Source organism: Nitrococcus mobilis Nb-231 (genome assembly GCF_000153205.1).
Lineage (GTDB): Bacteria > Pseudomonadota > Gammaproteobacteria > Nitrococcales > Nitrococcaceae > Nitrococcus > Nitrococcus mobilis.
The window spans coordinates 3,076,502-3,100,799 of the sequence record NZ_CH672427.1; the positions used below are offsets into that span (position 1 = coordinate 3,076,502).

Genomic DNA, 24,298 nt, shown 5'->3' on the forward strand with positions numbered 1-24,298 from the left:
CATTTTGGTAAAATTTATTCTTCCATAAAATAACCCGATGGACATTACCTTAAAGGACAATAAACTGCGTGAGCTATGCGAGAAGGAGGCGGCCGTAAGCTGCCAGCTCAATGCAGTGCACGCCTGTAAGCAGCGCCCGCGGCGGGTTGATTTAAGGGCGGCCGCACCCACTGAAGGGAACGCACGCGGGGCAATATGCCGTCGATCTTCAGGGCGGTTGTAGACTGGTGTTTGAGCCCAATCATCAGCTTATCCCTGAGAGAGCGGATGGGGGCATCGATTGGTCCGACGTCAGCGAAGTTCGTATCGTCTATATCGGAGACTACCATGACCAGTTGTGAAGCGATGTTCACTGCGAACTGGGTGTCTCCTCCAGGCGAGACCATTGCCGATCTGTTGGAAGAGAAGGATTGGTCTCAGGCGGAGCTGGCGAAGCGCTTGGGCTATACCGCAAAGCATGTCAGTCAGCTGATCAACGGCAAGGTGCCGCTCACCGATGATACAGCGTTGCGTCTAGAGCGGGTCCTCGGAGGTGGTGTATCGTTCTGGATGAGTAGAGAGGCGCAATACCAGGAGCAGTTGGCGCGTCTTGCGGCCAGGGAGCGCCTTGGCCGTTGGACCGGTTGGCTCGATGAGTTGCCCACGCGGGAGCTGATGAAGGCCGGCGCCATCTCGAAGCGTCGCCTGGATGCCAAAAATAAGCCGGCTGTGATTGAAGAGCTATTGCGGTTCTTCGGTGTCGCCTCACCGGACGAGTGGCTTAGTCATTACGTTGGCATGCAGATCGCTTATCGACGGACACGTGAGGAACAAAGCGATACGGGCGCTATATCGGCCTGGCTGCGGCTTGGTGAAATCGAAGCGGAGCATCTAGCGGCCTCCAAGTACGACAAGGCGCGGTTCGTCGCCACGCTGCGAAAGATCCGTGCGCTGACGGTCTTGCCCCCCGAAGTATTCGAGCCACAACTGCGGGCGCTATGCCGGGCCGCGGGTGTAACCTTCGTGCTGGTTCCGGCGCTACCCAGAGCGCATGTCAGTGGCGTCGCCCGCTGGCTGAATAGTCATCGGCCGCTGATTCAGTTGTCTTTGTACGGCAAGAGTAATGACCGATTCTGGTTCACGTTCTTTCATGAGGCTGCCCATATTCTCCTGCATGGCAAGGAGGCCGTTTTCTTGGACGAGCTCGTTGGCGACCGGCTCGAATCAGTTCAGGAGAGAGAGGCGGATGAATGGGCTCAGGACGCACTTATCCCACGTGAATATATAAATGAATTGCCCTTCTTGCGTTCCAAAGGTGCGGTTCGCGCATTCGCTGACCGCATTGGCGTTCACCCTGGTATCGTGGTCGGGCGATTGCAGCATGATGCAGTAATCCCGCGCTCCTGGATGAACGATCTCAAGGATTGTGTCCAGTTGCAAAGTCCTGCCGTTGCCGAATCCGGCTGATGCACTACACCAAAAGATCAATATCCACCGGGCCATTACGGGAACACAAGGCTGCCAACTGGAGGGGGCGTGTCATCATTTCGATTCATTCACACGGCGGATATTCACCTCGACAGTCCGCTTAAGGGGCTTTCACGGCATGAGGGCTCTGCCGTGGAGCAGATTCGGTCGGCGACCCGAGTGGCCTTCGACAATCTGATTTCACAGGCTATCGAGGAGGAAGTCAGTTTTGTCATCATCGCCGGTGATCTCTATGACGGCGACTGGCGGGACTTTCAGACCGGCCTCTTTTTCTCCCACCAAATGGGGCGGCTCGGAAAAGTCGGCATTGAGGTTTTCCTTCTCTACGGAAACCACGATGCCGAAAGCCAGATCACAAAGCGACTTTCGTTACCGGAGAACGTGAAGGTCTTTCCGTCGCGAAATCCCGGGACATTCGCGCTCGACGAGCTATCCGTGGTTCTGCACGGGCAAAGCTTCCGCCAACGCGACGTGACCGAAAACCTAGTTCCCCAGTATCCGGACCCGGTTGAGGGCATGTTCAATATCGGGGTCCTGCACACGGCGCTCGGCGGTCTGGGCGGTCATGAGAACTATGCCCCGTGCAGCCTCGATGACCTGGTTGCTAAAGGATACGATTACTGGGCTCTCGGACATGTCCACAACGGCCAGATTCTCCATGAGCATCCGCATGTCGTTTTCCCCGGCAATATCCAAGGGCGCCATATCCGTGAGACCGGTCCTAAAGGCGCGCAGCTTGTTACAGTAGAGGATCGGCAGATTGCCGAGTTTACATCCCTGTTCCCGGATGTCGCTCGCTGGGCACGCCTGCCCGTTTCCGTCGAGAAGTGCGCTCGCACCGCCGACGTGATTGATCGCGTGCGTCAGGCGATTGAAGAGGCCGTTTCGTCCGAGGCCGATGGGCGGCTCCTGGCGTGCCGTATAGAGCTGAGAGGGCAAACCAGCCTTCATGCAGAACTGCTGGTCTCAATGGACCATCTCCTGGCGGAGGCGCGCTCGGCGGCTTTAAGTATCGGCGCCGACGCGGCCTGGATCGAAAAACTCGTTGTTGCGACGGAACCGGCGCTCGATCACAAGGCGGCCGCCGGCCGGCAGGACGCACTCGGAGAGCTGCAGCGCATGATCGGTGAGGCCGGTTCCGATGAAGGCCTCGTCGGCAAGCTCGAAGCGGATATTGCAGAGATGGTTCGCAAACTGCCGCTCGATCTTCGCAAGGACGTGGAAGACCCGGTCCTGCGATCCGCTATGGAGGGCGACTATGCGGCCCTCATCGCTCATGTCGCGGATTACCTGAACGGACGGCTGATAGCGGGGGAGCGTAGCTGATGCGTATCGAAAGACTCGATCTTCTTCGCTATGGCCGGTTCACTGATACGTCTCTCGTTTTCCCGGAAGGGCAATCCGACGTTCACATTGTGTTTGGACCGAACGAAGCCGGCAAATCCACATCTCTTGCCGCCTTTGAGGATCTCCTGTTCGGCGTGCCGCACAATTCGCCGTACAATTTCATTCATGATTACGCGAGCATGCGCGTCGGCGGCGTGCTCCAACACGGCCAAGCCTCACTGGAGGTGCGCCGCCGCAAGGGCAACAAGGATACGCTACTCGGTCCTGATGAACTGCCGCTCCCTGCAGGCGAAAGCGCGTTGGCTGCATTTCTTGGCGGCGCCGACCAAACCTTCTTCACCCGCATGTTCAGTCTTAATCATGAGCGGCTGGCGAGGGGCGGCCGCGAAATCCTGGAAGCCAAGGATGAAGTTGGACAGACGCTGTTCTCGGCCGGTTCCGGGGTTGCCGGTCTGCACGATCAGATCGCCGCGCTTGTGAAAGAGGCTGGCGCCCTCTGGGGACCGCGGCGGGCTGGCCACCGGAAATACTACCAGGCGCTCGATGCTTTGGATGAAGCTGACAAAGAACTGCGCGCGCACACGATTACAGCAAACAAATGGTACGAGGCGAAGCAGGCTCTCGACGCGGCAAAGGACGCCTACGCCGAACTGGAGAAGGATATCGAATCCCGAAGCGCGGAGCAGCGAAAACTGAATCGCATCCGCCGGGTCTATCGCCTCGTGCACAAGCTATCGGTGTTTGAGGAAGAGAGTGCCAGTCTTGGTGATGTGAAATTGCTGCCCGAAGATGCGGGCATGCGACTAGAGACGGCGATGCGGGGTGAGGCGAATGCGCGGTCGAGGATCGAGGAGCTCACGGGCCATCTCGAGCTTGCAAAGACCGAACGTGCGGATCTTGTTTGTGACGAGGCCTTTCTTCGACGCACCGAGGATATCGAGCAGCTTCACAAACAACGCATTGAGGTCCAGAAGGAGAAAGTCGATCTTCCCAAGCGTCGCGCGGAGCTCGAAGTGGCTGAGACACGGCTGCGCACCCTCGCGGAGGAGCTAGGATGGTATGCCGACGACATCGACACCGTCCTGTCCCGACTCCCCCAGCGGGCCAAGGTTGGCGCCGCTCGCACGCTTCTCACCAGCCGTGGCGAATGGGTATCGGCCGTCGATTCCGCCAACACCGCCCTGGATGAGGCAAATGCCGAGCTCCGTGAGCTGAAACGAGATCTGGAAGACTCGCAGAGCGCACTCGACGTGACGATGCTCGCCGCCGCTATTCGCGCGGCTCGCGAACTCGGTGACATCGGCAGTCGGATTAGAGCCGCGGAAATGGAGGTTGAGGACAACCAAGCAGCGGCCGAAAGAGCTTTGAAGCCGCTCCGTCCACAGGTCGCCGGCGAACAGGCGCTCGCTGAAATGCCGGTGCCGCCCCGCCGTGTTGTGCAGGAGCACCGCGACGCCGTTCATAGCCTCGACAAGGAGGTGCGCTCCTGTAACGAGCGGGTCCGCATCGCGGAAAAGGATATCGTCCAGTGGCGGCAAGCTCATGACGAAATGGCGCGCGATGAGGACGTGGTTCCATCGGAAAAGCTCGCACAAGAGCGCGAAAGACGCGAGTTGGGATGGACACTGGTGCGCAGACACTACATCGAGGGTAATACGGTCTCCGAAGAGGAAATTACCGCTTTCAGCGAGAACGCGCAGGCTCTCCCCGAAACTTATGAAAATGCCGTGGCGGCGGCCGATCATCTGGCGGATCAGCGCTTCGAAAATGCTCAAGCGGCCGGCAAGATGGCGGCGATCGCGCGGCAGATTGAAGTGCAGCAGGGATTGCTGAACACGTTGCACGAGGAGAAGGAGGAGCTCGAAACTAAAAAATGCCACTTCGATTCAGAGTGGGCGGAACTCTGGAGTGAGGCGCCCCTCGAGCCGCTTGCGCCCGATTTCATGCTGTCATGGCTCGATGCGCGCAACGAAGTGTTCGAAATTATCGGGCGCCGAGAGCGCGCACACAGCCAGGTCGCGGCGTTACAGAAAGAAGAGGCGGATACCCGGGCGCCAATACTCGACGAGCTGGCGGCCCTCGGTGCAGACACCGAGGGCCTGAAGGATCAGCCCCTGCGGATGCTCCTAGAGGCTGCGGCAGCAGTGCAACAGCTTCACGAGAAAAAGGCAGAAAGCAGGACGGCCCTGGAAGCCAGACTAAGGAAGCTTGAGGCTGACCAAGACCGTAAAACGGCCGCCCTTGAAAAGGCTGAAGCGGCTTGGCGCAAATGGGAAGACGAATGGAAAGAGGCGTGCAAGGCGCTTGATCTCGCCGCCACCGCTGCTCCCGGCGCAGTCGCCGATCAGCTTGAAACCATTGAGGAAATGCGCAGCCTTGCGAAGGATATCGCTCAGTTGCGCCATGAACACATTGGCAAAATTGAGCGGGATATCGAGAGTTTCGCCGCCGCAGTTGAAAGCCTACTAAGCGCTGTGGCGACGGATCTCGCCGCCAGCGAGCCGAACGCGGCAGTCGTTGCCCTGGAAAGCCGGCTTGATGATACGCGCCGGATACGTGATCAGCAGGTGGAAAAAAACAAAGCCATCGCCTCTCTTGAAAAGCGCATCGAGGAATGGGAGATGACTGCGCGCGAAGCCCGCGATACGCTGCGCGAGCTCCAGAATATCAGTGGGGTGGAGGACATCGATCAACTCAAAGATGCGATCGTCAAATCCCGAAGGAAACGGGAACTCGGCGCTGCACAGGCAGAACTTCGAAAAACCCTGACCAAGGAAGGTGACGATCTCCCATTGCCGGATCTAAATGCTGAGTGCGAAGGGGTTGATCTCGACGAAATCGCGGCCAGAGAGCAGACGCTTCAGACGGAACTGGATGATCTTCGTCGTCGGCTGACCAAGGCAACCGAGGAACGCGCCAATGCCCGGCAGGCATTCGAAGCGATTGGTGGCGACCACCGCGCCGCACATGCTGCCGCAGCAAGACAGGAAGCCTTGGCGAGCATGCGCGATTGTGCCGAGAAATTTGTTCGGGTCCGCACGGCGGCCACACTTCTCCAATGGGCCATCGACCGTTACCGGAGAGAAAAGCAAGCCCCGCTTCTCAAGCGAGCCGGTCAAATGTTTGCGATGCTGACGTCGAATTCCTTCAGCGATCTGAGGGTCGAGTATGATGAGCAGGACCGTGCGCATCTTGCCGGTATCCGGCCTGATGACACGACGGTGAGCGTCGATGGCATGAGCGATGGAACTGCCGACCAGCTCTACCTTGCCCTACGTCTGGCGTCGATCGACGAGTATCTGAGCCGTGCGCACCCATTGCCGTTCGTGGCCGACGACCTCTTTATCAATTTCGACGACACGAGAGCGGCGGCAGGCTTTGAGGTGCTCGCCGAGCTTGGATGCAAGACACAGGTCCTCTTTTTTACTCACCATCGGCATTTAGTCGACGTAGCCCGATCAATCCTGGGGCAATCGATCAATGTCGTTACTCTGGGTGAGGATAAGGTGGCTACGGCGGTGTAATTTGGGGAGGCGATGCAAGCGGCTGAGCGCGAGGTGCTGGAATTCATGTCGGGCCGCTTCGATTGGGACGACGCCAGGCTGGTGGGCGAACTGGAGCTTGTGCAAACCAGGGGTTGCACAGCGCATAGGCCTGCAGCAATAGGCAGTCGCAACCGCCAGACTTACCCGTAGTTTGGATTTTTATTGTCTATAAGTTGATTCGAGGTTGTGTGCGGGTACGCTTCAACTCACAATCCGTACGGAGCACGAGGCCAGTGAACCGCAAAAGCAACGTTGTGCGCCAGCGGGCTGAGCGGGATTTGGCTCGCCTCCCGGAGGCCTCCCTCTTGGCGCTACCGCGCCCCCGAGTGGTCATTTCCGTCTCGAACCTCTCCAAGACCTACGCCTCCGGCTTCCATGCCCTAAAGGACATCAACCTGGAGATCCGTCGCGGCGAGATCTTTGCTCTGCTCGGCCCCAACGGGGCCGGCAAGACGACGTTGATCAGCATCATCTGCGGAATCATCAACCCCGGTGTAGGCACGGTGCTGGCGGACGGACACGATATCGTCACCGAGTACCGCGCGGCCCGGTTCAAAATCGGTCTCGTGCCGCAGGAGCTCACCACCGATGCGTTCGAGACCGTTTGGGACACCGTCAGCTTCAGCCGAAGGTTATTCGGCCGGCGGGCGAATCCTGGTTACATCGAAAAAGTACTCAAGGATTTGTCGCTGTGGGATAAGAAGGACAGCAAGCTCATCACGCTCTCTGGCGGCATGAAGCGCCGGGTGCTGATCGCCAAGGCGTTGTCCCACGAGCCGGAGATCCTGTTTCTCGACGAGCCGACGGCCGGCGTCGACGTCGACTTGCGCCGCGAGATGTGGCAACTGGTACGCGCACTGCGCGCAAGCGGCGTTACGATCGTTTTGACTACCCATTACATCGAAGAGGCCGAGGAGATGGCCGATCGAGTGGGAGTGATCAACCAGGGCGAGCTTATTCTGGTGGAAGATAAGGCCGAACTCATGCACAAGCTGGGTCGCAAGCGCCTGATATTGCATTTGGAGGGCTCGCTCGAATGTATCCCGAGCGCGCTCGCCGCCCACGCGCTCGAGCTCGCCGCCGGGGGCACTGAGCTCGTCTATACTTATGACCCGCATGATGAGCAAACCGACATTACCGCTTTGCTCGGCGATCTTTACAAGGCAGACATTCGGTTCAAAGATTTGCGTACCAAGCAAAGCTCGCTAGAAGAAATCTTCGTTAGTTTGCTGAGAGAAGAGCGTCGATGAATCTTCATGCCGTGGGGGCGATTTATCGGTTCGAAATGGCGCGCGCGGCGCGCACTCTATTGCAGAGCATCGTTTCGCCGGTGATTTCGACCTCGCTCTATTTTGTCGTCTTCGGCGCGGCGATCGGTTCACGCATTACCGAGATTGGGGGGGTCAGCTACGGTGCTTTCATCGTGCCGGGGTTGATCATGTTGATGCTTTTGACCCAGAGTGTCTCCAACGCTGCCTTCGGGATTTTTTTTCCGAAATTCTCGGGGACGATCTACGAGATCCTATCGGCGCCCGTTTCCTATTTCGAAGTTGTGCTCGGTTACGTCGGGGCGGCGGCGACCAAATCGATCATTCTGGGCCTGATCATCCTGGCGACGGCGAGTCTGTTCGTGCCGTTCGGGATCGCTCATCCCGCGTGGATGCTCGTCTTTTTATTGCTTACGGCGGTGACGTTCAGCCTGCTCGGCTTCATCATCGGCATTTGGGCCGACAATTTCGATAAGTTGCAACTCGTGCCGCTGTTGATTATCACGCCGCTGACGTTCCTCGGTGGCAGCTTTTACTCCGTCGACATGCTGCCGCCGTTTTGGCAGACGGTTACTTTGTTCAACCCCGTGGTTTACCTCATCAGCGGCTTTCGATGGAGTTTTTACGACATCGCCGACGTAAGCGTGGGCGCGAGCCTCACCATGATCACGGTGTTTCTGGGCCTATGCCTGGCCTTGGTGGGATGGATTTTTAAGACGGGCTATCGGCTCAAGGCGTAAACACCTCTTACAACCGGGGCTGCACTGACGCAAAAACATCGTTTGAGAAACAGAGCAGCTCTACGCCCGTCTCAACCCCGCCGTTGCTGATAAACCCAAGCCGAAGAGGCCGACGACGAACAGGCCAAGGGCTGCGGGTTCAGGTATCGCCACCGCTGTAATCTGACCCCGAAGTTCGCCGCCAGGGAAAGACGGGGTGTGGATATTGATGTACAGCCCCTCGTTCAGGAGGCTGGGTAGCTCGTCGGCGAGCGTGGTGCCGGCGTTGCCTTCGCCGAGATCCCAGACACTGAAGATCGTGCCGGCCGCTGCATCGATCACCAGATCATTGTTAAGATCGTTGTTAGGCGAGATAAAACCAAAGACCACGTCACCATTGGCCCCGGCGGGCGCGCGATGGATATGTGCCGCGCCGACATTGTCACCGTCGACCCCCGATGTCTGGTTGCCGTCTAAGTCCAAGTCGACTATTGAGATCAGTATCGCCAATTCGGTCTGGGTATCGTTCAGAGTCAGCTCGGCGGAACCGCTGGCGAGGCTCGTAACGGGGGGTACTTCCTGGTCCCCCGAGAGATCGGCCTCGAAGACCATGACCGCCTGCGCCTGTAATGCGCTCCAGCTCAACACCGACAGTAGAACCAGTAGGAATGCTTTCATGGCCGGCCTCTCCGTAACAGGTCGTTAGGCACTCCGGAAAATATGTGGCTTCCCTTTCTATAGTCGTTATCCGTAAATAAGCCAGTCCGCTCATTGGATAATTACACTTCATTGCTCAGCGAGGTGGGGCTTTCGAGCGCTGGGTTGTCCGGCAGGGTTTTTAGCGAGCAGCGGTGTGGGTGTTGCGGCTCAGGGAAGGTCTGCTCCGCTCGCTTCGATAAGCGTTGCCTCGTCATTGCGTGGATTGCCGACCCGCGGCGAGACCGGGTAGGCGCGGATTTCTTCGATGGGCAGCGCGACCGTGGCTGTGCGTATCTCGCCACGCTCTGTGAACTCGGGATCCAGCCAAGCGCGCCAGCACGGTGCGCTGAGCACCACGGGCATGCGGGGGTGAACCTGGCGTGCGAGCCCACGCGCCGGCTCGGTGATGATCGCGGCGCGCTCGCCGGGTTCTTGCGCGCTCGGGGTCCACAGCCCGGCCAACAGCAACAACCCGCCGTCGCGCCGAGTGAAGCGATAGGGTTGCTTGCGGCCGGCTTCCTCGCGCCACTCGTACCAGCCGTCGGCGGGGATAATGGCGCGGCGCTTGGCAAAGGCGCTGCGAAAGTAAGCCGAATCGGCGACCTTCTCCGCGCGGGCATTGATCGGGACCGGCGCTCCTTTCTTTTCCTCCGCGTAGGGCGGTTTGAACCCCCAATGCGCCCAGGCCGCTACCGGCCGGCCATCCACGCCGGCATGGATCGTCAGGATGTTCTGGCTCGGGGCGATATTGTAACGGGGCGGCCAATCATCGGCTTCGGCCTCGATGCCGAAAAATCGAAGTATCTCTTGGGCATTGCGGGAGAGATCATAGCGACCGCACATGGCATTCACCGATACGCACTAGAAAAGTGAGCAGTAGTGAGCAGTAGTGAGCTGTAAATAGCTCTGTCGGGCACCACCACTGACGAGCGGTCAGTTTTACACCAATGCGAGATCGAATCGCGATTATTCACCCGCAATGCATCCAACGCATCGCCCAGTGCGCGCCTGCGCGATGAAATGCGCGGCGATGGTACCTCGCCGGCGCCGCGGTAGAGGTCGCGTGGCCGTCTTGGCATGTGCTTGCCCTCATTGATCGAGTTGGCCGACCTGGTGTCAAGAAAACAGGGTCTGCTCCCCTGCTATTATTAATTATCATTCTCGTTCTTCCGCCCCGAGCTCCGTCGCAACGGCGGCGAATTGCTCCAGCGCCGCCTCAAGATTTTCCACGATTTCAGCGGCGATCACATCCGGCGCGGCGAGGCTGTCAAGGTCCTCTAGGGAATCGTCCTTCAGCCAGAAGATATCGAGGTTCAGCTTGTCGCGCTGGGCGAGCTCCTCGTAGGTGAAGCGGCGGAACCGTTCGGTTTCCTGGCGCGCCTGATAGCAGCGGACGAAGTCTTCCAGATCGGCATTCGTCAGCCGCTTGGTCTTTTGCGTCTTGTGGACGTTCGTCCGGTAGTCGTAGACCCAAAGCGCTTTCGTCTGTACTTCGCGTGAGGCGGGTCGCTTGTCGAAGAACAGCACGTTCGCCTTGACGCCCGGGCTGTACCAGATGCCCGTGGGCAGGCGCAGGAGCGTGTGGAAGTTGAACCCCTGCAGCAGCCGCTTACGAATGCCTTCTCCGGCCCGTCCGGCCTCGAAGAGCACGTTGTCCGGCAGCACGACCCCCGCACGGCCGTTCGCCTCCAGGATCGTCATGATGTGCTGAAGGAAGTTGAACTGTTTGTTGGTCGTGGTGAATTTGAAGTCCTCGCGTTCGTAGTGCTCGCGTTCCGTCGTGACCGAACCGTCCTCGCCCACCACCTTGTAGCTGGACTTCTTGCCGAAGGGCGGGTTCGTCAGGACCACCTTGAACCGCTCGCCGCCGTCCGAGGCCAGCGCGTCCCCTTGCTCCACTGGGCTGCTGTCGTTCCCGATGCCGTGCAAATAGAGGTTCATGGCGCAAAGCCTCACAACCTCGTCGACGATATCAAGCCCGTGGAACGCTGTATGACGCAAGGCGCGCAGCTTCTCGCGGTCTTGGGTCTGGGTCTTCAGGTGGTCATAGGCGGCCAGCAGGAAGCCGCCGGTGCCGCAGGCGGGATCGCAGACGGTCTCGCCGATCTTCGGATCGACGCATTTCACGATGGCTTCGATCACCGGTCGCGGGGTGAAGTACTGCCCGGCGCCGGACTTCACTTCCGCGGCGTTGCGTTCCAGCAGCCCCTCATAGATCTCGCCCTTTACGTCGACCTTCAGCTCGATCCACGGGCCTTCCTTGTCGATCAGGCTCACCACCCGCTTCAGCTTGGCGGGGTCGGAGAGCTTGTTCTGGGCCTTGCGGAAAATGGTGCCGATCAGCCCGTCCTCGCGGCCGAGCTGCTCCAGCGTATGGCGATACTGCAGCTCCAGCTCATCGCCGTCCTTGTTCGCCAGTTGCGCCCAGCTCCATAGCGGCGGGATGGCCGAGGTCTCGCCCAGCAGGTCTTCGCGTTCCTGGTCCATCTTCAGGAACAGCAGGTAGGTGATCTGCTCGATGTAGTCGCCGTAGGAAATACCCTGATCGCGCAGCACATGGGCATAGTTCCAGACCTTGGCGACGAGTTGTTCGTTACTCATGTGGCAGAGTCTTCATTGATTGTGTGCCGGGTCGGCCGCCTCGGCAATCAGGTTCATCGTCAGGCGTACCATCAGATCCTTGGCCTTGGGGTCGCTTTCGGCGATCAGTGCCGTAGGGCGGATAAGCAAAGCGCATCCGCCAAACATCGCCGGACGATTCACTCCCATTCGACTCCGGCGATATGGCTCGGCTCACTTTTCCCCCAATCCGCCTCATACCATCCGCGCTCCGCGCACCGTGCGAAGCTCGACCACCGCCAGTCACGCGGGCGCCGGACCAGCCCGTGTTTCACCGGATTGTAATGGACATAATCCATATGGAGTCGCCAGTCGCGATCGTCGCGGATGGTGTGCTCCCAGAACCGGCGCTGCCACAGGGCACGTTCCCCGCGTTCGTCGGAGTGCGGGGTGATGGCACGCGAGGTCAGCTTCTTGATCTCTCGCCAACGGCCGGAATAGTCGGCGTCGTTCTCCGGGAGGCGCCAGATGCAATGCAGGTGATCGGGCAGAACGACGACCGCCTCAACGGCGAAGGGCCGCCTTTCGCGCACTGTTCGGAACGCGCGGCGCAGGGCCTCGATGTTTCGATCGCTCGTGAACACCGGCCTGCGTTCGCGCGTCACCGCGGTGAAAAAGTATGTGCCGCCCGGGATCTTCACGCGGCGGTAGTTGCTCATGCCAGCAAAGCCGCTTCTTGTGCTTCGGGTTCGGCATTTGGCGGATGCGCTGCGCTTATCCGCCCTACGACTAAGAAATCTTTAGCAGTTGCCGTCTCCGACAGTTCGTCCTCTTCGTAGATATTCCGGAGGTGCATGAGAACGTTTTCCGGCGTAGTGCCGAACAGCTCCCCCAACTGCCGCTGAGTGAGCCACAGGGTCTCGCCCTCCAGCCGGACTTCCACCGGCTGGCCATCGCTCTCGAAGATGCCGATCTCGCTCATGGGGACGATGCCCTTTTCGCCATCGTCCCTTCACCCAATCGACGGGCTGGCCGGACAACAGGCCGGGTCGGAGGCCCGAAACAGAACTTCCGGTTGATCATGCCGTGGCCTTCCTGCGGGTTTTCCCTTTCGGCGCGGCCTGGCGGGCGGCGCGGATACGGGCCAGTAGCTCGGCGGCGGGCTCGTCGCTCGGGTTCTGGGGGACCAAGCGGCCCGTGAATGCATCCTTTAGTATGGATTGGCGCAGGGCGGCGGAGCGGGTGAGTTCGGTTTTGCACCACTCAGCCACCGTTGCAACTTCGATCAGCTTTTCTTCCAGACGGCCCACGATCTCTCGTTGTTCGTCAGCACTCGGGAGCGCTATCGGGAAGCCCGAAATCGCCGTCAAACTGATCGAGGCGAGGTTCACAGATTGTTTCCCTTTTTGCATGAAGAAACCTTGCCCAAAGGCATTTGCGTAATAGGAAACAAACCTGGACGATATCTCAGGAATAACGGGTCTTGCTCTGAAAACGTGATTCTGATGAATGCATGGTGCGATTTGGCCGTCCCAGACCCAGCCACGGCCCAGTTTGTCGCGGTCACCCCCTTCATTCAAAAGTATGTCTCCAGCCTTGAGTAAAGTCTGTTCAGCCTTATCGCGGTTGACCGTAATTTCCTTAATTTCTGTAAGATCGATGTGGCCATTTTGGACATTCGCGACACGTAGATAGGGTACCGTCACGGGATTTTTGGATTCGCGTTTCTTGTCTACGGTTACACCACCCTTGATATGAGTCAGTTGAGCGAGACTTGCCCATACCCAGCCGTCAGGGAGATCCGGCAGCCCTGAGGTGCTGGGCGCGATGGGTTCCTTGTATTTCCCCCGGCCTTCCCAGCTTTCGCGGCGGGTTTGCAGGATGCGGGCGAGCAGGTCGCGGCCATGTTCGAGGCGATGGGCGTTTTCCGCGCGCCAGTCGGCGGTGAGCTGGCCGGTGACGGCGGCCTTCAGCACCGACTGGCGATAGCGTGACAGGAGCTTCTGCACGTCGCGCAGCGCCTCTTCGCCCTTGTCCAGTCGGGAGAACAGCGTCTCGATCTTCTCGACGATGCGGCGTTGTTCGTTGGCAGGGGGAAGAGGAAAATCTACATGAAGGATGTGGTCGCGCTTCAGGTTATTAATGTTTGATCCCTTGGCGTCTCCAGAAACACATTCTCTATAGGTTCGCGTTTGAAAGAACCAGCCGAAGAAATGGCAATCTATTTCAGATGTTGGTCTTAGTGCGCCGCAAAAGGATCCAAATGTCTCCCCTTTGACTTTACGTAACTGCGCGGCCTTGCCCACAAGGCCAATACTGCCGCTGGACATCGCAATTAGAACATCGCTCTCTTTAAGCCACTGCTCATTGGATATCCGCGCTTCCCGGACATAGACCAAGTCCTCATGGTTGATTCGGCCATTAATATTGTTTGCGCGGAGAAGCGGCGCAAAACCCGGTTGAGATTCTTTGCTTGCCTCCGATTTTTTGTAAGTCACCCCCCTTATCAGTTGCGCCAACTCTGTGACGCGGCAACGTGCCCAGTTTTCTGGCAGTGCTCGGTTCTCCATCACGCCACCAACGCCCCTTGCAAATCATCCAGCATGTCGTTCAATTTCGGCCCCAAAACCTTGCGTGCTTGAAGAATTCCACCCTTGTCGGCGAGACTCGGCACTTCCTGAAAGTCCCGCGGGGCGATTTCGGCATTGGCGGCGATGAAGGAAGCGATGGCGCGCAGCCAGTCTTCCTGCTCCGCCGTGTACTCCCGCCCTGCTCGTTTCTCACGCCCCATCCAGAGATTGAACCGTTGCTCCACCACGGTGGCGAACGGCTCCAGAACCTCGGTCTGCCCGAGCGCGAAGCGCACCAGGCTCACCACCTCGGTCAGCTGCTCGTCGACGGGTGCGCCGCGCACCTTGGCGGCGTCGAGCCGCTTGTAAGCCTGCCAGACATTGGCGGTGGTCAGGTGGTGCGGCGGGTCGGTCAGGCGCTGCACCAGCTCGCGAATTGCGGCGTAGGTGAGCCGTTGCCGGCCCGGCGACTGATTGTAGAGGATCTGCAAGGCGGTCAGCTCGTCGCGGTTTTCCTCGATGAAGGTCTTGAAGCTGGTGATCGTCGCCTCGGCCTGCTTCATGTCGAAGCCCGCGCTCGTGAGTTTATCAATGGTGATCTCATCGATCACGATGTCGGTCTTCTGCTTGATGTCCTTGAGCACGGAGCGGGTGGCCGGGTTGTCGAAGGGCCGGCAGGCGGCGTCGGCCAGCTCTTCGATGACCTCGCGTTCTTGGTCGGGCGTGGGCGCGGCGCCGTGGCGCGCCTCGATGGCGGCCTGTTGCCGGTCGGTGTCGATGGCGTCGAGCAGATCGCGGGCCAGATCGCGCGGGGTCTTGCCTCCGGTTGCCTCAGTTATGCGGGTGCGGTCCTCGTCACCCAGCTTGCGATCGAGCGCGGCCAGGCGAGCGGCGAGTGATGACAGCGCGTCCTCGTCGCGCCGCCCCATAGCGATCTGCTCGATCAGGGCGTTGAAGCTGATCGAGCGTTTGCGCTCCAGCGGCTGGCTGGCGTTTTTCTTGGTCTCGGATACACCGACCGCGTCGATCAGGATGAAGCGGGTCTTGGTCCTGGCATCCGGCGTGACCGCCTGCAAATCGGCGGCCGGTATGGTTCGCACGCCCCGCCCCTTCATTTGCTCGTAGTAGCCCTCGGATTTCACGTCGCGCATGAAGAGCAGCACCTCGACCGGCTTGATGTCGGTGCCGGTGGCGATCATGTCGACGGTGACGGCAATGCGGGGGAACGGATCGACCCGGAACGCCTTGATCAGCGCCTTGGGGTCTTCGCCGGTGTTGCGGTAGGTGATTTTCTTGGCGAAGTCGTTGCCCTCGCCGAAGACCTCGCGCACCGCGTGGACGATCTCTTCGGCGTGGTTGTCATCCTTGGCGAAGATCAGCGTCTTGGGCAGCCATTCCCCGCTGCGGTCGGGGAACAGTTCGCTGAACACGCGGCTTTTGTAGGTTTGCAGGACGGTTCGGATCTGGTTCGGGTTGACGACGGATCGGTCGAGCTCCCTGGCGGTGTATTCCAGATCGGCATCCAGCGTTTCATAGCGGATCTTGCGGGTGCGCCGGTCACGCACCGGCACCTGAAATCCGGCCGCGTCGGTCTCGACCTTGCCGCCCTGCTCGGTGACATGCGTGCGGATGCGGTAGATCTCGTAGCCGACGTTCACGCCGTCGGCGACGGAGCGTTCATACGGGTATTCGGCGACGAGGTTCTGGTTGAAAAAGCCCAGCGTGTGCTTGGACGGCGTCGCGGTCAGGCCGATGATCGAGGCGTCGAAATACGCCAGCACCTGGCGCCAGAGCCCGTAAATGGAGCGGTGGCATTCATCGGTGACGATGAAGTCGAAGGTCTCGATGGGTATGTCGGGGTTATAGGACACGGGTAGTGGCTCGCCGGGCTCACCCTGCCATTTCTCGAAGCCGGATGTCTCTTCCTCTTCCGCGGCTAGATCCTGGCCGCGGAGCATCGAATAGAGGCGCTGGATCGTGGTGATGACGACCTTCGCGTCGCGGTCGATCCGCTGCGATTGCAAGTGCTGGACGATGTAGGTGTCGGTGAAGCGGTTCGCCGCGCCCGGCGGCTGAAACGCCTGGAACTCGCGCAGGGTCTGATCGCCCAGGTTGTTGCGGTCGACCAGGAACAGAATGCGCTTCGCGCCCGCCTCGCGGATCAGGCGGTAGGAGAAGGAGCACGCCGTGAAGGTCTTTCCCGCGCCGGTGGCAAGCTGAATGAGAGCGCGCGGTTTGGCCTCCGCCAGTGAGGTTTCGAGCCCGTTGATCGCTTCGATCTGGCAGTCTCTCAAGCCCCGCGGGTTGAGCGGCGGCAGGACGCGTAAGCGGGCCCGAAGCGTTTCAGGCTGGTGCAGCCACTCGCGGAGCGTCTCCGGGCGATGAAACGCAAACAGCCGGCGCGACCGGGCCTTCGGATCACGGCGGTTGCAAAAGAACGTCTCCTCCCCCGTGCTCTCATAGTCATAAATGAGCAGATCGTCCCAGCGCGCCAAGTGCTCGGGAAGCCTGACCATATACTTCACGGACTGCTCCGCGACGCCGCTGAGGGTAACCCCGCGCTTCTTCGCCTCGATGACACCGGCCGCCTTACCCGCAACGAACAAAAGGTAATCACAGGTGCCCGCCGGCAGGGGAAACTCCCGCACGGCGACGCCGAGCGCAGCCTTGCGATCGAGTGCCCCGCGGTCTTGCAGAACCCAGCCAGCCGCCGTTAGCAGCGCATCGATTTTCTCTCGCGCAAGCTGTTCAGGCGATGAGTTCACGTAGCAAGCCCCCACCAATTCCCGGCACAAACCGACGCATCAGGCTTCGCGGCACCTGCTCCGTCCTGTCAACCGACCTGGTTTCCCCATACGCACAGCTCATCAGAGTGCCCGGCACATCTGTAGACGTTGGACCAGCTGCGCACGCGGGATACGCTGATGAGTCCAAATGAAAACACGGTAGCAAGGCCATCAGCGACTGACCAATCGTCCTACAAGTATCTAAGTATGGGGCGGATCTGTCCAAGTGCGTGACGGTGGTGCGTTTTTCGATAGCGCCCTGGGGACGCTGCCCGCCCTATGTCGACAGGAGCGTACTACAATGCAAGAAGTCAATAATCTGGAGCAGCTGCTCGAGCGCATTGACGAGGCCGCAGACAGTGGCGGTCAAGTCTCGTTGCGCGAGATCATGGAGACGGTGGGGCGCAGGTCCTTTGGGCCGATCTTGCTGCTCGCCGGGCTTATCAGCGCGGTGCCGGTCATCGGTGGCATCCCGGGCGTGCCGATCGCGATGGGGCTATTCGTGCTGTTGACCGCCGGGCAATTGCTCTTTCGCAGGCGCTATTTCTGGCTGCCGCGCTGGCTGATCGAGCGTTCCGTGGCACGAGGCAAGATCCAAAAGGCACTGCGGTGGCTGCGTCGGCCGGCACGGTCCGTCGATCGGTTGCTGCGCCCTCGCCTCAGGATGTTCACCCAAGGCATCGGAACCTACGCCATCGCGCTCACGTGCGTCCTCATTGCCGCCGCCATGCCGCTCATGGAGCTCGTGCCGTTCAGCGCCGGCGTGGCCGGCCTCGCCATCGCCGCCTTCGGTCTTGCCCTGATTGCCAACGACGGCTTGCTGGCGTTGTTCGCCTACTTTTTTACGGCCGCGACGTTCGCAACCATTCTCTACGGTTTCGCCTGAATGATTAGCGATGAAGCGTCCTCGTCCGCGTCACGAGGGGCGAAAAAGTGCAGACGGCAGCAAAACGCCTCCCGGTCCCCCTTGTCGCCGGAGTGGATTCGTGCCCTATGGCACCCTCGAGAGGGGATTGGCGAATCGGAGCGACTGCCGACCGCAGGTGTCGACACCGACCAGGCGAGGCTACCCGCGGCGAGCCACCGAAAAGGTGGTTTATACTGCTGTGCGCGGTCACAGGGGCACTCGAGGGAAAACAGAGCGCTGGCCACCGTGCCGCGCTCTATCAATGTGCGATGTGGCCCGCAACCGTCCAGCTGTCGATCGGCGGCAAGGACGCCGGATGGTGCAACCAGGGGATGGGGCAATGAGGCAATCATTCATTTGTCTTCCGAGGTTCCGCTGCGGGAGCCGCTTGAGCCCTCGTTGTCCCCGTGTCCTCCGCGTGGCAGCCGTCACTGCCTTCTGCACGGTGCGCGAGGCGATGTACCTTGGGACTTTTCGAGGGAATCAGTAGCTCATGCGCTGGATCGAGCGCTGGGCTGGCCCAATGTTTCGAGCGGTGACGCGGCTGGAAGAGCTCTGCCTGGCGACGGGAATCCTGGGGATCGCGCTGCTGACGATAGCTAACGTTTTGGTCCGCACGACCTTGGGGACGAGCTTGCTTTTCGCCGAAGAAGTGAGCCGGTTTCTCATCGTTTTCGTCACTTTCGTGGGCATCGGGTATGCAACGAGCAAGGGCCGCCACATTCGAATGACGGCCCTATACGACGCCATGCCTTTGCGCGCGCGTAAGGTACTCATGTTGCTTATCACGGCGAGCACGAGCCTCTTGTTGTTTGCTCTCACTTGGTTGGCGCTGCGGTACACTCTCGGGACGGTGCGAGAGTTAGGCGCAGTTTCGCCGGTGTTACAGGTGCCCCGTTATCTCGTTTACCTTTCTGCACCATTCGGATTCTTCCTCGGTGGTGTGCAGTACCTCTTAGCCTTCCTTAAGAACCTGTCTACGTCCGAAGTCTATCTCTCGTTCGAAAAACTCGACGAGTACGACGACAGCCCCCCGAAAGGCATCTGATTATGATCGCGCTTGTCATTCTGGGCATCCTGCTTGTCCTGCTCTTTTTGGGTTTTCCAATGAAGGTGCCACTCACCGCGGCGGCACTAGCTGTGGTCCTGCTCTTCTTCCCCGGTGGCGATCCGGCCACGCTGGTTCAGCAGATGATCGGAGGCGTGGAACCAGCGGCTCTCATTGCCGTGCCGATGTTCATCTTCGCCGCCGAAATCATGACCCGCGGCCAAGCGGCTGATCGGCTGCTCGACCTAGTGATGCGCTTGGTCGGACACGTACGCGGTGGCTTGCCCGTGGCAAGCGCCGTGAGTTGCACCCTGTTCGGCGCATTGAGCGGTTCCACCCAGGCCACGGTCGTAGCCATCGGCGGACCTTTGCGACCCAAGATGCTCAAAGCGGGCTATTCGGACAGCTTCACCACGGCCCTCATCATCAATGCGAGCGACATCGCGCTTCTTATCCCCCCCAGCATCGGTATGATCGTGTACGGCGTGGTCTCGGGAACTTCGATCGGGGAGTTGTTCATAGCAGGTATCGGGCCAGGGTTGCTCATTCTTGCCTTATTCTGCGCCTACAGCGTGTTCGCCTCCGTACGTCTGGGTATCGCGCCTTTGCCGCGCGCTACCTGGAGCGAGCGTTTCATTGCGCTCCGGCGCGCGCTTCTGCCCCTGGGCTTTCCGATCATCATCATCGGCGGCATCTACGCGGGTGTGTTCAGTCCCACGGAAGCAGCCGCCGTCTGCGTGCTGTACGCTGCGATTCTGGAGGTGGGCGTGTACCGGGAGCTCAAGCTGAGAGACCTACCCCGCATCGCGCTATCGACGGGTTTGGTGACATCGGTGGTGTTTGTGCTTGTCGCCGCGGGGGCAGCCTTCTCGTGGGCCATTTCCTACGCGCAACTCCCTGATCAACTCATCAATGAGACCTTGGGTCTCGGCCCTGAGTCGGGCTACGCGACCATCATGGCCTCGATCGCCGTCGCGTTCTTTCTCGGTTGCATGTTCGTGGATCCCATTGTCGTGATCCTGATCCTGACGCCCCTCTTTCACCCGGTGGCGGTCGGCGCGGGAATCGACCCTGTTCTGGTCGGCACGGTGGTCACGCTGCAGGTTGCTATCGGTTCGGCCACGCCGCCCTTCGGATGCGACATCTTCACGGCAATCGCGATTTTTCAACGACCCTACCTGGAAATCGTGCGTGGCACGCCTCCCTTCATTCTGATCCTGGTGGCCGCCTCCGTACTCCTCATCGCCTTTCCGGACGTCGCGCTCTTGCTACGCGATTTGGCGTTTTCCAAATGAACCTTGCGGCTGAACCGGTGTTTCGACGGATCACAGGTTGGCCGCCGATTTCCAAAACAAAGTGCGCCGTGTTTTTGGTCGTGCTGCTCTTGGCTAGCTCTTTTTTTGGATGCAGCAAGCCGCAGGCAGAAGGGGCTCAGGAGATCTGGCGCTTCGCCATCGAGGAGACGCAGGGCAGCGTGCAGGACACCTACGCGAAGCGTTTCGAGCAGCTCATCGAGGAGCGCACCGACGGAGAGGTCGACGTAGTCGTCTACCCTTACGGGACTCTCGGCACGAGCGATCACATCCTGGAACAGCTTCACAATGGGACCCTTGATTTCGCCATGTCGTCGCCTGGTCACCTCGGCAAGTTCATCCCCGAAGTGCAGGTCTTTTTGCTCCACTTTCTGATGAGCGACGATGAGGCGGTCAACATTTGTGCATTGCAAAAGCCCGAGGTCCGCGCTTTTCTGGACAAGCTCTACTTGGAGAAGGGCTTGCATTTTCTCAGTGCCATCTCCGAGGGCGCTATGGCTTGGACGACACGCGAGGCCGTGCGCACGCCGGACGATTTCGATGGGATGAAGTTCCGCGTGATGACGTCGCCTCTTTTGATCGCTGCCTACGAAGCCTACGGCGCTTCGCCCACGCCGCTACCCTACTCGGAGGTCTATAGTGCGCTGCAGCTGCGGATGATCGACGGGCAGGTCAATCCCGTGTTCGCGATCGAGGAGATGAGCTTCTACGAAGTCACCGATTGGTTGATCTTCCCCAACCATGCCTACTTCATCGCGACTGTTGCCGGTAGCCCCAAGTTCTTTGAGAGGCTGTCGCCTTCCCGGCGTGAATTGGTTGAACACGTCATTAATCAGCTTCAAGGCGAGATCGAAACGATTCAGCAGCGCTTCAATCGAAAGCGCCTCGAAAGCATCGAGGAGCGCAAGCCCGAGATGAATGTCGTCCGGCTGGACGAGGCCCAACGTGCTCGCTTCCGCGAAGCGGCGGCCCCCATGCGTAAAAAATTCATCGAACTGGCGGGCGAACGTGGCCAGCAGCTTCTTCGGACCTTGCGCGCAGCCGTTACGGACTGCGCCGCTCGAAACTAGAAGGTCATTCAGCAATCCCAATTGGGGCTTGTTTTCGTTTTGGGGCGGTCATCTGGGCAAGACGGATCGTTTTCGCCACTTGCCGGCCGGTGATTGCGGGAAAGCGCCTGTCGCTCACACTGAACGGCAACCTACGATACCAACTGAAGGCGCCATAGCGCGACGGCACGGCCCACGTCATCTTTGAGCCGTTGGCTTTCATCGCGCGGCGGGCGGCCTTGGTGCCGAAATTGCGGGTGAACCTCACCCGTTCCTCGGTGTACTCGCGCCAAACAACAAGTACCGCGTACGGGTGACGCCGGCCAAGTGGGGCAGGGGCGGTTAGCGTGCCAGGAGCGCGGATCCGGAGGCGCCGACACAAGCGGAATCTCGTGCCTCGATGACCCCGGGTCAAGTCCGAGGCAGGTTCTGGGCGAGCGCGGAAAGCGGTTGTCGGCGGTCCTGTCGCTGGGGTGGATTCGTGCCCGATGGCACCTTCCAGAGGGGATTGGCGAATCGGAGCGACTGCCGACGGCAGGTGTCGACGCCGATCAGACGAGGCTACCCGCAGCGAGCCACCAAAAAGGTGGTTTATACTGCTTATACGCTCGGAGCGAGTCCTTGGCTGCATTCATTTGCCGCAGGTGTGCGGCGCGGCGGGACACAGGCGAAACGCCCATCTTGAGCGGTCTGGAGCGCGGTGTATCGGTGTGACCTTGCATGCATCCCGAGCCCACCATGAGGTTTCGGTTGCTGCCGGAGCGATCTAGAACTTCGGCTCTCACTGCAGGGGGGAAATCCGTGAATACAAGGCATCTCATCGGGGCGGCAGTTTTGGGTGCTGCTCTCGGGGCCATGGGCTGCAGCGACTCTGGTGACCGGGCGGCTACGGTCGAAGGTGCGGCGGAGGCGAATTTCGCCGCGGCCACGTGGGGCGGAGCCGGGCAACCGCCGGCGCAGATGGTCCAGAATCAAGCCATGTCCGGGCAAGCACAGCAGCCGCCAGTGCAACAGCGGCAGGTGGCGCAGCTTCCGCCCGGCGTGTATCGCATGCAGCTCGCCAAGATGATCGACCCCAACGGGTTCAAGCAGCCTATGGTCGCGGCGACCGCCATGATTCCGGTGGGCTGGCAGGCAAATGGCGGCGTAGTCTGGCAGACCGGCGGCATGTGCGGTAACGGCTACACATTCGACTGGCGCGCCACCTCGCCCGACGGCGCCATGGTGGCCAACGTCTTCCCCGGCATGTCGTGGACATGGACAAACTTCTCCGCCGGAGTGTCCGGCACGGGATGTCCGACCCTGCAGATCACCAGCGTCCAGCAATATCTGCAGCATTTGGTGCGGCAGAGCCGGCCCGGCGCGCGCATTCTGGATTTCCGGCCGCGGCCGGACATTCAGCAGAGCTTCAAACAGCTCGAACGGGTCGACGCAATGCCTATGGGCGAGATGCGTACCTGGGTCGAGGCGGGCGAGGTCCTGATCGGCTACAACGAAAGGGGACGCGAACTGCGCGAGAGCGCGGCGGCCGTCGTGATCTTCTTTTCCAGCCGCATGCAGGGCGCCCGTCCCGGCGAGACCATGGATGCGCTGACGGCTCAGGCACTGCCGGGCTTTGCCTTTCGCGCCCCGGACGGCCAGCTCGACTTCAAGCTGGCCGAAACGATCCGCACTTCCATCAAGCTCGCGCCGGAGTGGGAGAAGCGGATCAATGCGCACAACAATAAGATCGCGCAGACCAACATCACCGAGGCGCGCAAACGCGCGAAGATCACCGCGCAAACCTACGACGAGATCCGGCAGATGCAGCAGGATTCGTGGGAGTATCGGCAAAAGGTGCAGGACCGCTCCGCGCGTGAGTTCAGTGAAACGATCCGCGATGTGGAGACCTATGACGACCCGATGAGTCCGACCGGCCAGATCCAGCTTTCGAGTCAGTATGACAGCGCCTACCGGCTCAATGACGGCACCTATGTGTTGACCGACGATCCATCCTTCAATCCGTACGCCGTGTTCGGCCAGGACGCGACCAAGCTGGAGCCGACGCCATGATCCGTGCCGTGATGATATGGGCCGCCGTCCTTTTTTGGACAGTTGTAGGCTTGACGGCCGCTGCCCAGGCGCAGAACAGCTTCGGCCAGGCGCCGCAACCCCAGCAGCAAAATCAACAAAAGCAGGGCTATCAGGCGCCCCAGCAGAACAATTCGCGGCAAGGCTACCCGCAGCAGGGGCAGCAAGGCTTCGGCCAGCCGAACGCCATGGAGCCGCAACAACAGGGCGGCCGCGGCCCGCTGGATCAGCTCGCGGCGATGGAACGCCGGGATTTCGGCGTTCCGCCGACGGCACGGCTTCATGCGGGTCCCATGCACGGGCCGACGCCGGCCTCCATCCCGGGCGGACAATTGATCACCACCAAGGGTTTGGTTGAACTCCTGCGCGGCCGGCAGATGCCGGTGCTGGTGCTGGATGTTCTCGGCGGCCAGGACATGATACCGGGCGCGCAGTTTGCAGTGCCCGCCCATCAGGCCGGCTCCTTCAACGACCAGGTCCAGCAGCAGTTCGGCCAGTTCCTGCAAGGCGCAACCGGCGGCAACAAGGAATACCCATTGGTGCTCTACTGCCTGTCGCCGCAATGCTGGATGTCGTATAACGCCGCACTGCGCGCCATTAATCTGGGGTATACAAACGTTCTGTGGTACCGCGGCGGTATCGAATCCTGGCGGCAGAGCGGCCAGCCGACCCAGCCCGTACCGCAGCCGGGCTATCAGTAAGCGGACGGGGCTCCCAGCTCTCCCGGTTCGCGCCGATCTTGGCTGTGTCCTCCGGGGCGCCAGCTCTGAACGTCCGGCCGCATGGTGCAGGTGAAATAATAGCTGTTACCGATGTCGTATTCGCCCGAGACGATACCGCGGAGCTGATCGATACACCGCCCTGGGGTTCGCGGGCGCGGTTGACCTACAGCCCGGCAGCTCAATCCCATGCGCCGTCCGTACCCAGATTGTTCGATCATCGCCGCCGGGC

At 60.3% G+C, this 24,298-nt stretch carries 20 protein-coding genes and 1 pseudogene; 12 read left to right on the plus strand and 9 right to left on the minus strand.

Features of this window, described 5'->3' with window-relative positions:
* Positions 1–327 precede the first annotated feature (327 nt).
* The 5 genes from NB231_RS13980 (at position 328) to NB231_RS14000 (ending at position 8,367) form a co-directional block, all read left to right on the plus strand.
* Complete coding sequence (locus tag NB231_RS13980) at positions 328–1,446, plus strand: helix-turn-helix domain-containing protein (protein ID WP_005004064.1); 1,119 nt, start codon at positions 328–330, stop codon at positions 1,444–1,446.
* Between the two features lie 69 nt (positions 1,447–1,515).
* Positions 1,516–2,793 (plus strand): metallophosphoesterase family protein, encoded by a 1,278-nt coding sequence (locus NB231_RS13985; protein WP_040662464.1) that lies wholly within the window; start codon positions 1,516–1,518, stop codon positions 2,791–2,793.
* Complete coding sequence (locus NB231_RS13990) at positions 2,793–6,338, plus strand: ATP-binding protein (RefSeq protein WP_005004068.1); 3,546 nt, start codon at positions 2,793–2,795, stop codon at positions 6,336–6,338. Before NB231_RS13985 ends, NB231_RS13990 begins: the two co-directional genes overlap by 1 nt.
* 254 nt (positions 6,339–6,592) lie before the next feature.
* Positions 6,593–7,609: an ABC transporter ATP-binding protein gene (locus tag NB231_RS13995; protein WP_005004069.1), complete on the plus strand. Its 1,017-nt coding sequence runs from the start codon at positions 6,593–6,595 to the stop codon at positions 7,607–7,609.
* Positions 7,606–8,367 (plus strand): ABC transporter permease, encoded by a 762-nt coding sequence (locus NB231_RS14000; protein ID WP_005004070.1) that lies wholly within the window; start codon positions 7,606–7,608, stop codon positions 8,365–8,367. Before NB231_RS13995 ends, NB231_RS14000 begins: the two co-directional genes overlap by 4 nt.
* A 60-nt stretch (positions 8,368–8,427) precedes the next feature.
* Here NB231_RS14000 and NB231_RS14005 read toward each other — a convergent pair whose 3' ends face one another.
* From NB231_RS14005 to NB231_RS14035, 8 genes are all read right to left on the minus strand, one after another.
* A complete protein-coding gene (locus tag NB231_RS14005) occupies positions 8,428–9,024 on the minus strand; it encodes a CHRD domain-containing protein (protein WP_005004072.1) in 597 nt (198 codons plus the stop codon).
* A 189-nt stretch (positions 9,025–9,213) separates the two neighbouring features.
* On the minus strand, positions 9,214–9,888 hold the full coding sequence (locus NB231_RS14010) for an SOS response-associated peptidase (protein WP_005004073.1): 675 nt from the start codon (positions 9,886–9,888) through the stop codon (positions 9,214–9,216).
* Positions 9,889–10,200: 312 nt separating this feature from the next.
* Complete coding sequence (locus NB231_RS14015) at positions 10,201–11,646, minus strand: type I restriction-modification system subunit M (RefSeq protein WP_005004074.1); 1,446 nt, start codon at positions 11,644–11,646, stop codon at positions 10,201–10,203.
* Between the two features lie 12 nt (positions 11,647–11,658).
* Entirely contained in the window at positions 11,659–11,814 is a 156-nt protein-coding gene (locus NB231_RS18780; protein WP_005004075.1) for a hypothetical protein, read from the minus strand.
* On the minus strand, positions 11,805–12,323 hold the full coding sequence (locus tag NB231_RS14020; RefSeq protein ID WP_005004079.1) for an REP-associated tyrosine transposase: 519 nt from the start codon (positions 12,321–12,323) through the stop codon (positions 11,805–11,807). The genes NB231_RS18780 and NB231_RS14020 overlap by 10 nt, the downstream gene beginning before the upstream one ends.
* A complete protein-coding gene (locus NB231_RS14025) occupies positions 12,320–12,586 on the minus strand; it encodes a hypothetical protein (RefSeq protein ID WP_005004084.1) in 267 nt (88 codons plus the stop codon). Before NB231_RS14025 ends, NB231_RS14020 begins: the two co-directional genes overlap by 4 nt.
* A gap of 97 nt (positions 12,587–12,683) precedes the next feature.
* Positions 12,684–14,174: a restriction endonuclease subunit S gene (locus tag NB231_RS17090; protein ID WP_005004088.1), complete on the minus strand. Its 1,491-nt coding sequence runs from the start codon at positions 14,172–14,174 to the stop codon at positions 12,684–12,686.
* Positions 14,174–16,939, minus strand: a complete 2,766-nt coding sequence (locus NB231_RS14035) for a type I restriction endonuclease subunit R (protein ID WP_005004091.1) — start codon at positions 16,937–16,939, stop codon at positions 14,174–14,176. The genes NB231_RS17090 and NB231_RS14035 overlap by 1 nt, the downstream gene beginning before the upstream one ends.
* Positions 16,940–17,261: 322 nt before the next feature.
* Between NB231_RS14035 and NB231_RS14040 the strand changes: the two genes are divergently transcribed.
* The 7 genes and pseudogenes from NB231_RS14040 (at position 17,262) to NB231_RS14070 (ending at position 24,048) form a co-directional block, all read left to right on the plus strand.
* Positions 17,262–17,846 carry an exopolysaccharide biosynthesis protein gene (locus tag NB231_RS14040; RefSeq protein WP_005004095.1) on the plus strand — a complete coding sequence of 195 codons (585 nt, stop codon included), beginning with the start codon at positions 17,262–17,264 and terminating at the stop codon, positions 17,844–17,846.
* A 514-nt stretch (positions 17,847–18,360) separates the two neighbouring features.
* On the plus strand, positions 18,361–18,915 hold the full coding sequence (locus NB231_RS14045) for a TRAP transporter small permease (protein ID WP_005004102.1): 555 nt from the start codon (positions 18,361–18,363) through the stop codon (positions 18,913–18,915).
* Between the two features lie 2 nt (positions 18,916–18,917).
* Complete coding sequence (locus NB231_RS14050; RefSeq protein WP_005004103.1) at positions 18,918–20,210, plus strand: TRAP transporter large permease; 1,293 nt, start codon at positions 18,918–18,920, stop codon at positions 20,208–20,210.
* 80 nt (positions 20,211–20,290) lie between these two features.
* Positions 20,291–21,298, plus strand: coding sequence for a TRAP transporter substrate-binding protein DctP (dctP, locus tag NB231_RS14055; RefSeq protein WP_232210539.1), 1,008 nt, complete (start codon positions 20,291–20,293; stop codon positions 21,296–21,298).
* A gap of 92 nt (positions 21,299–21,390) precedes the next feature.
* A pseudogene (locus tag NB231_RS19825) lies at positions 21,391–21,614 on the plus strand (transposase); the annotation flags it as partial.
* Between the two features lie 518 nt (positions 21,615–22,132).
* Positions 22,133–23,329, plus strand: coding sequence for a hypothetical protein (locus NB231_RS14065; RefSeq protein ID WP_005004109.1), 1,197 nt, complete (start codon positions 22,133–22,135; stop codon positions 23,327–23,329).
* Entirely contained in the window at positions 23,326–24,048 is a 723-nt protein-coding gene (locus tag NB231_RS14070; RefSeq protein ID WP_005004111.1) for a rhodanese-like domain-containing protein, read from the plus strand. Before NB231_RS14065 ends, NB231_RS14070 begins: the two co-directional genes overlap by 4 nt.
* Here the strand turns inward: NB231_RS14070 and NB231_RS19830 are convergent.
* Entirely contained in the window at positions 24,042–24,287 is a 246-nt protein-coding gene (locus tag NB231_RS19830; protein WP_040662468.1) for a hypothetical protein, read from the minus strand. The genes NB231_RS14070 and NB231_RS19830 overlap by 7 nt on opposite strands.
* Positions 24,288–24,298 lie beyond the last annotated feature (11 nt).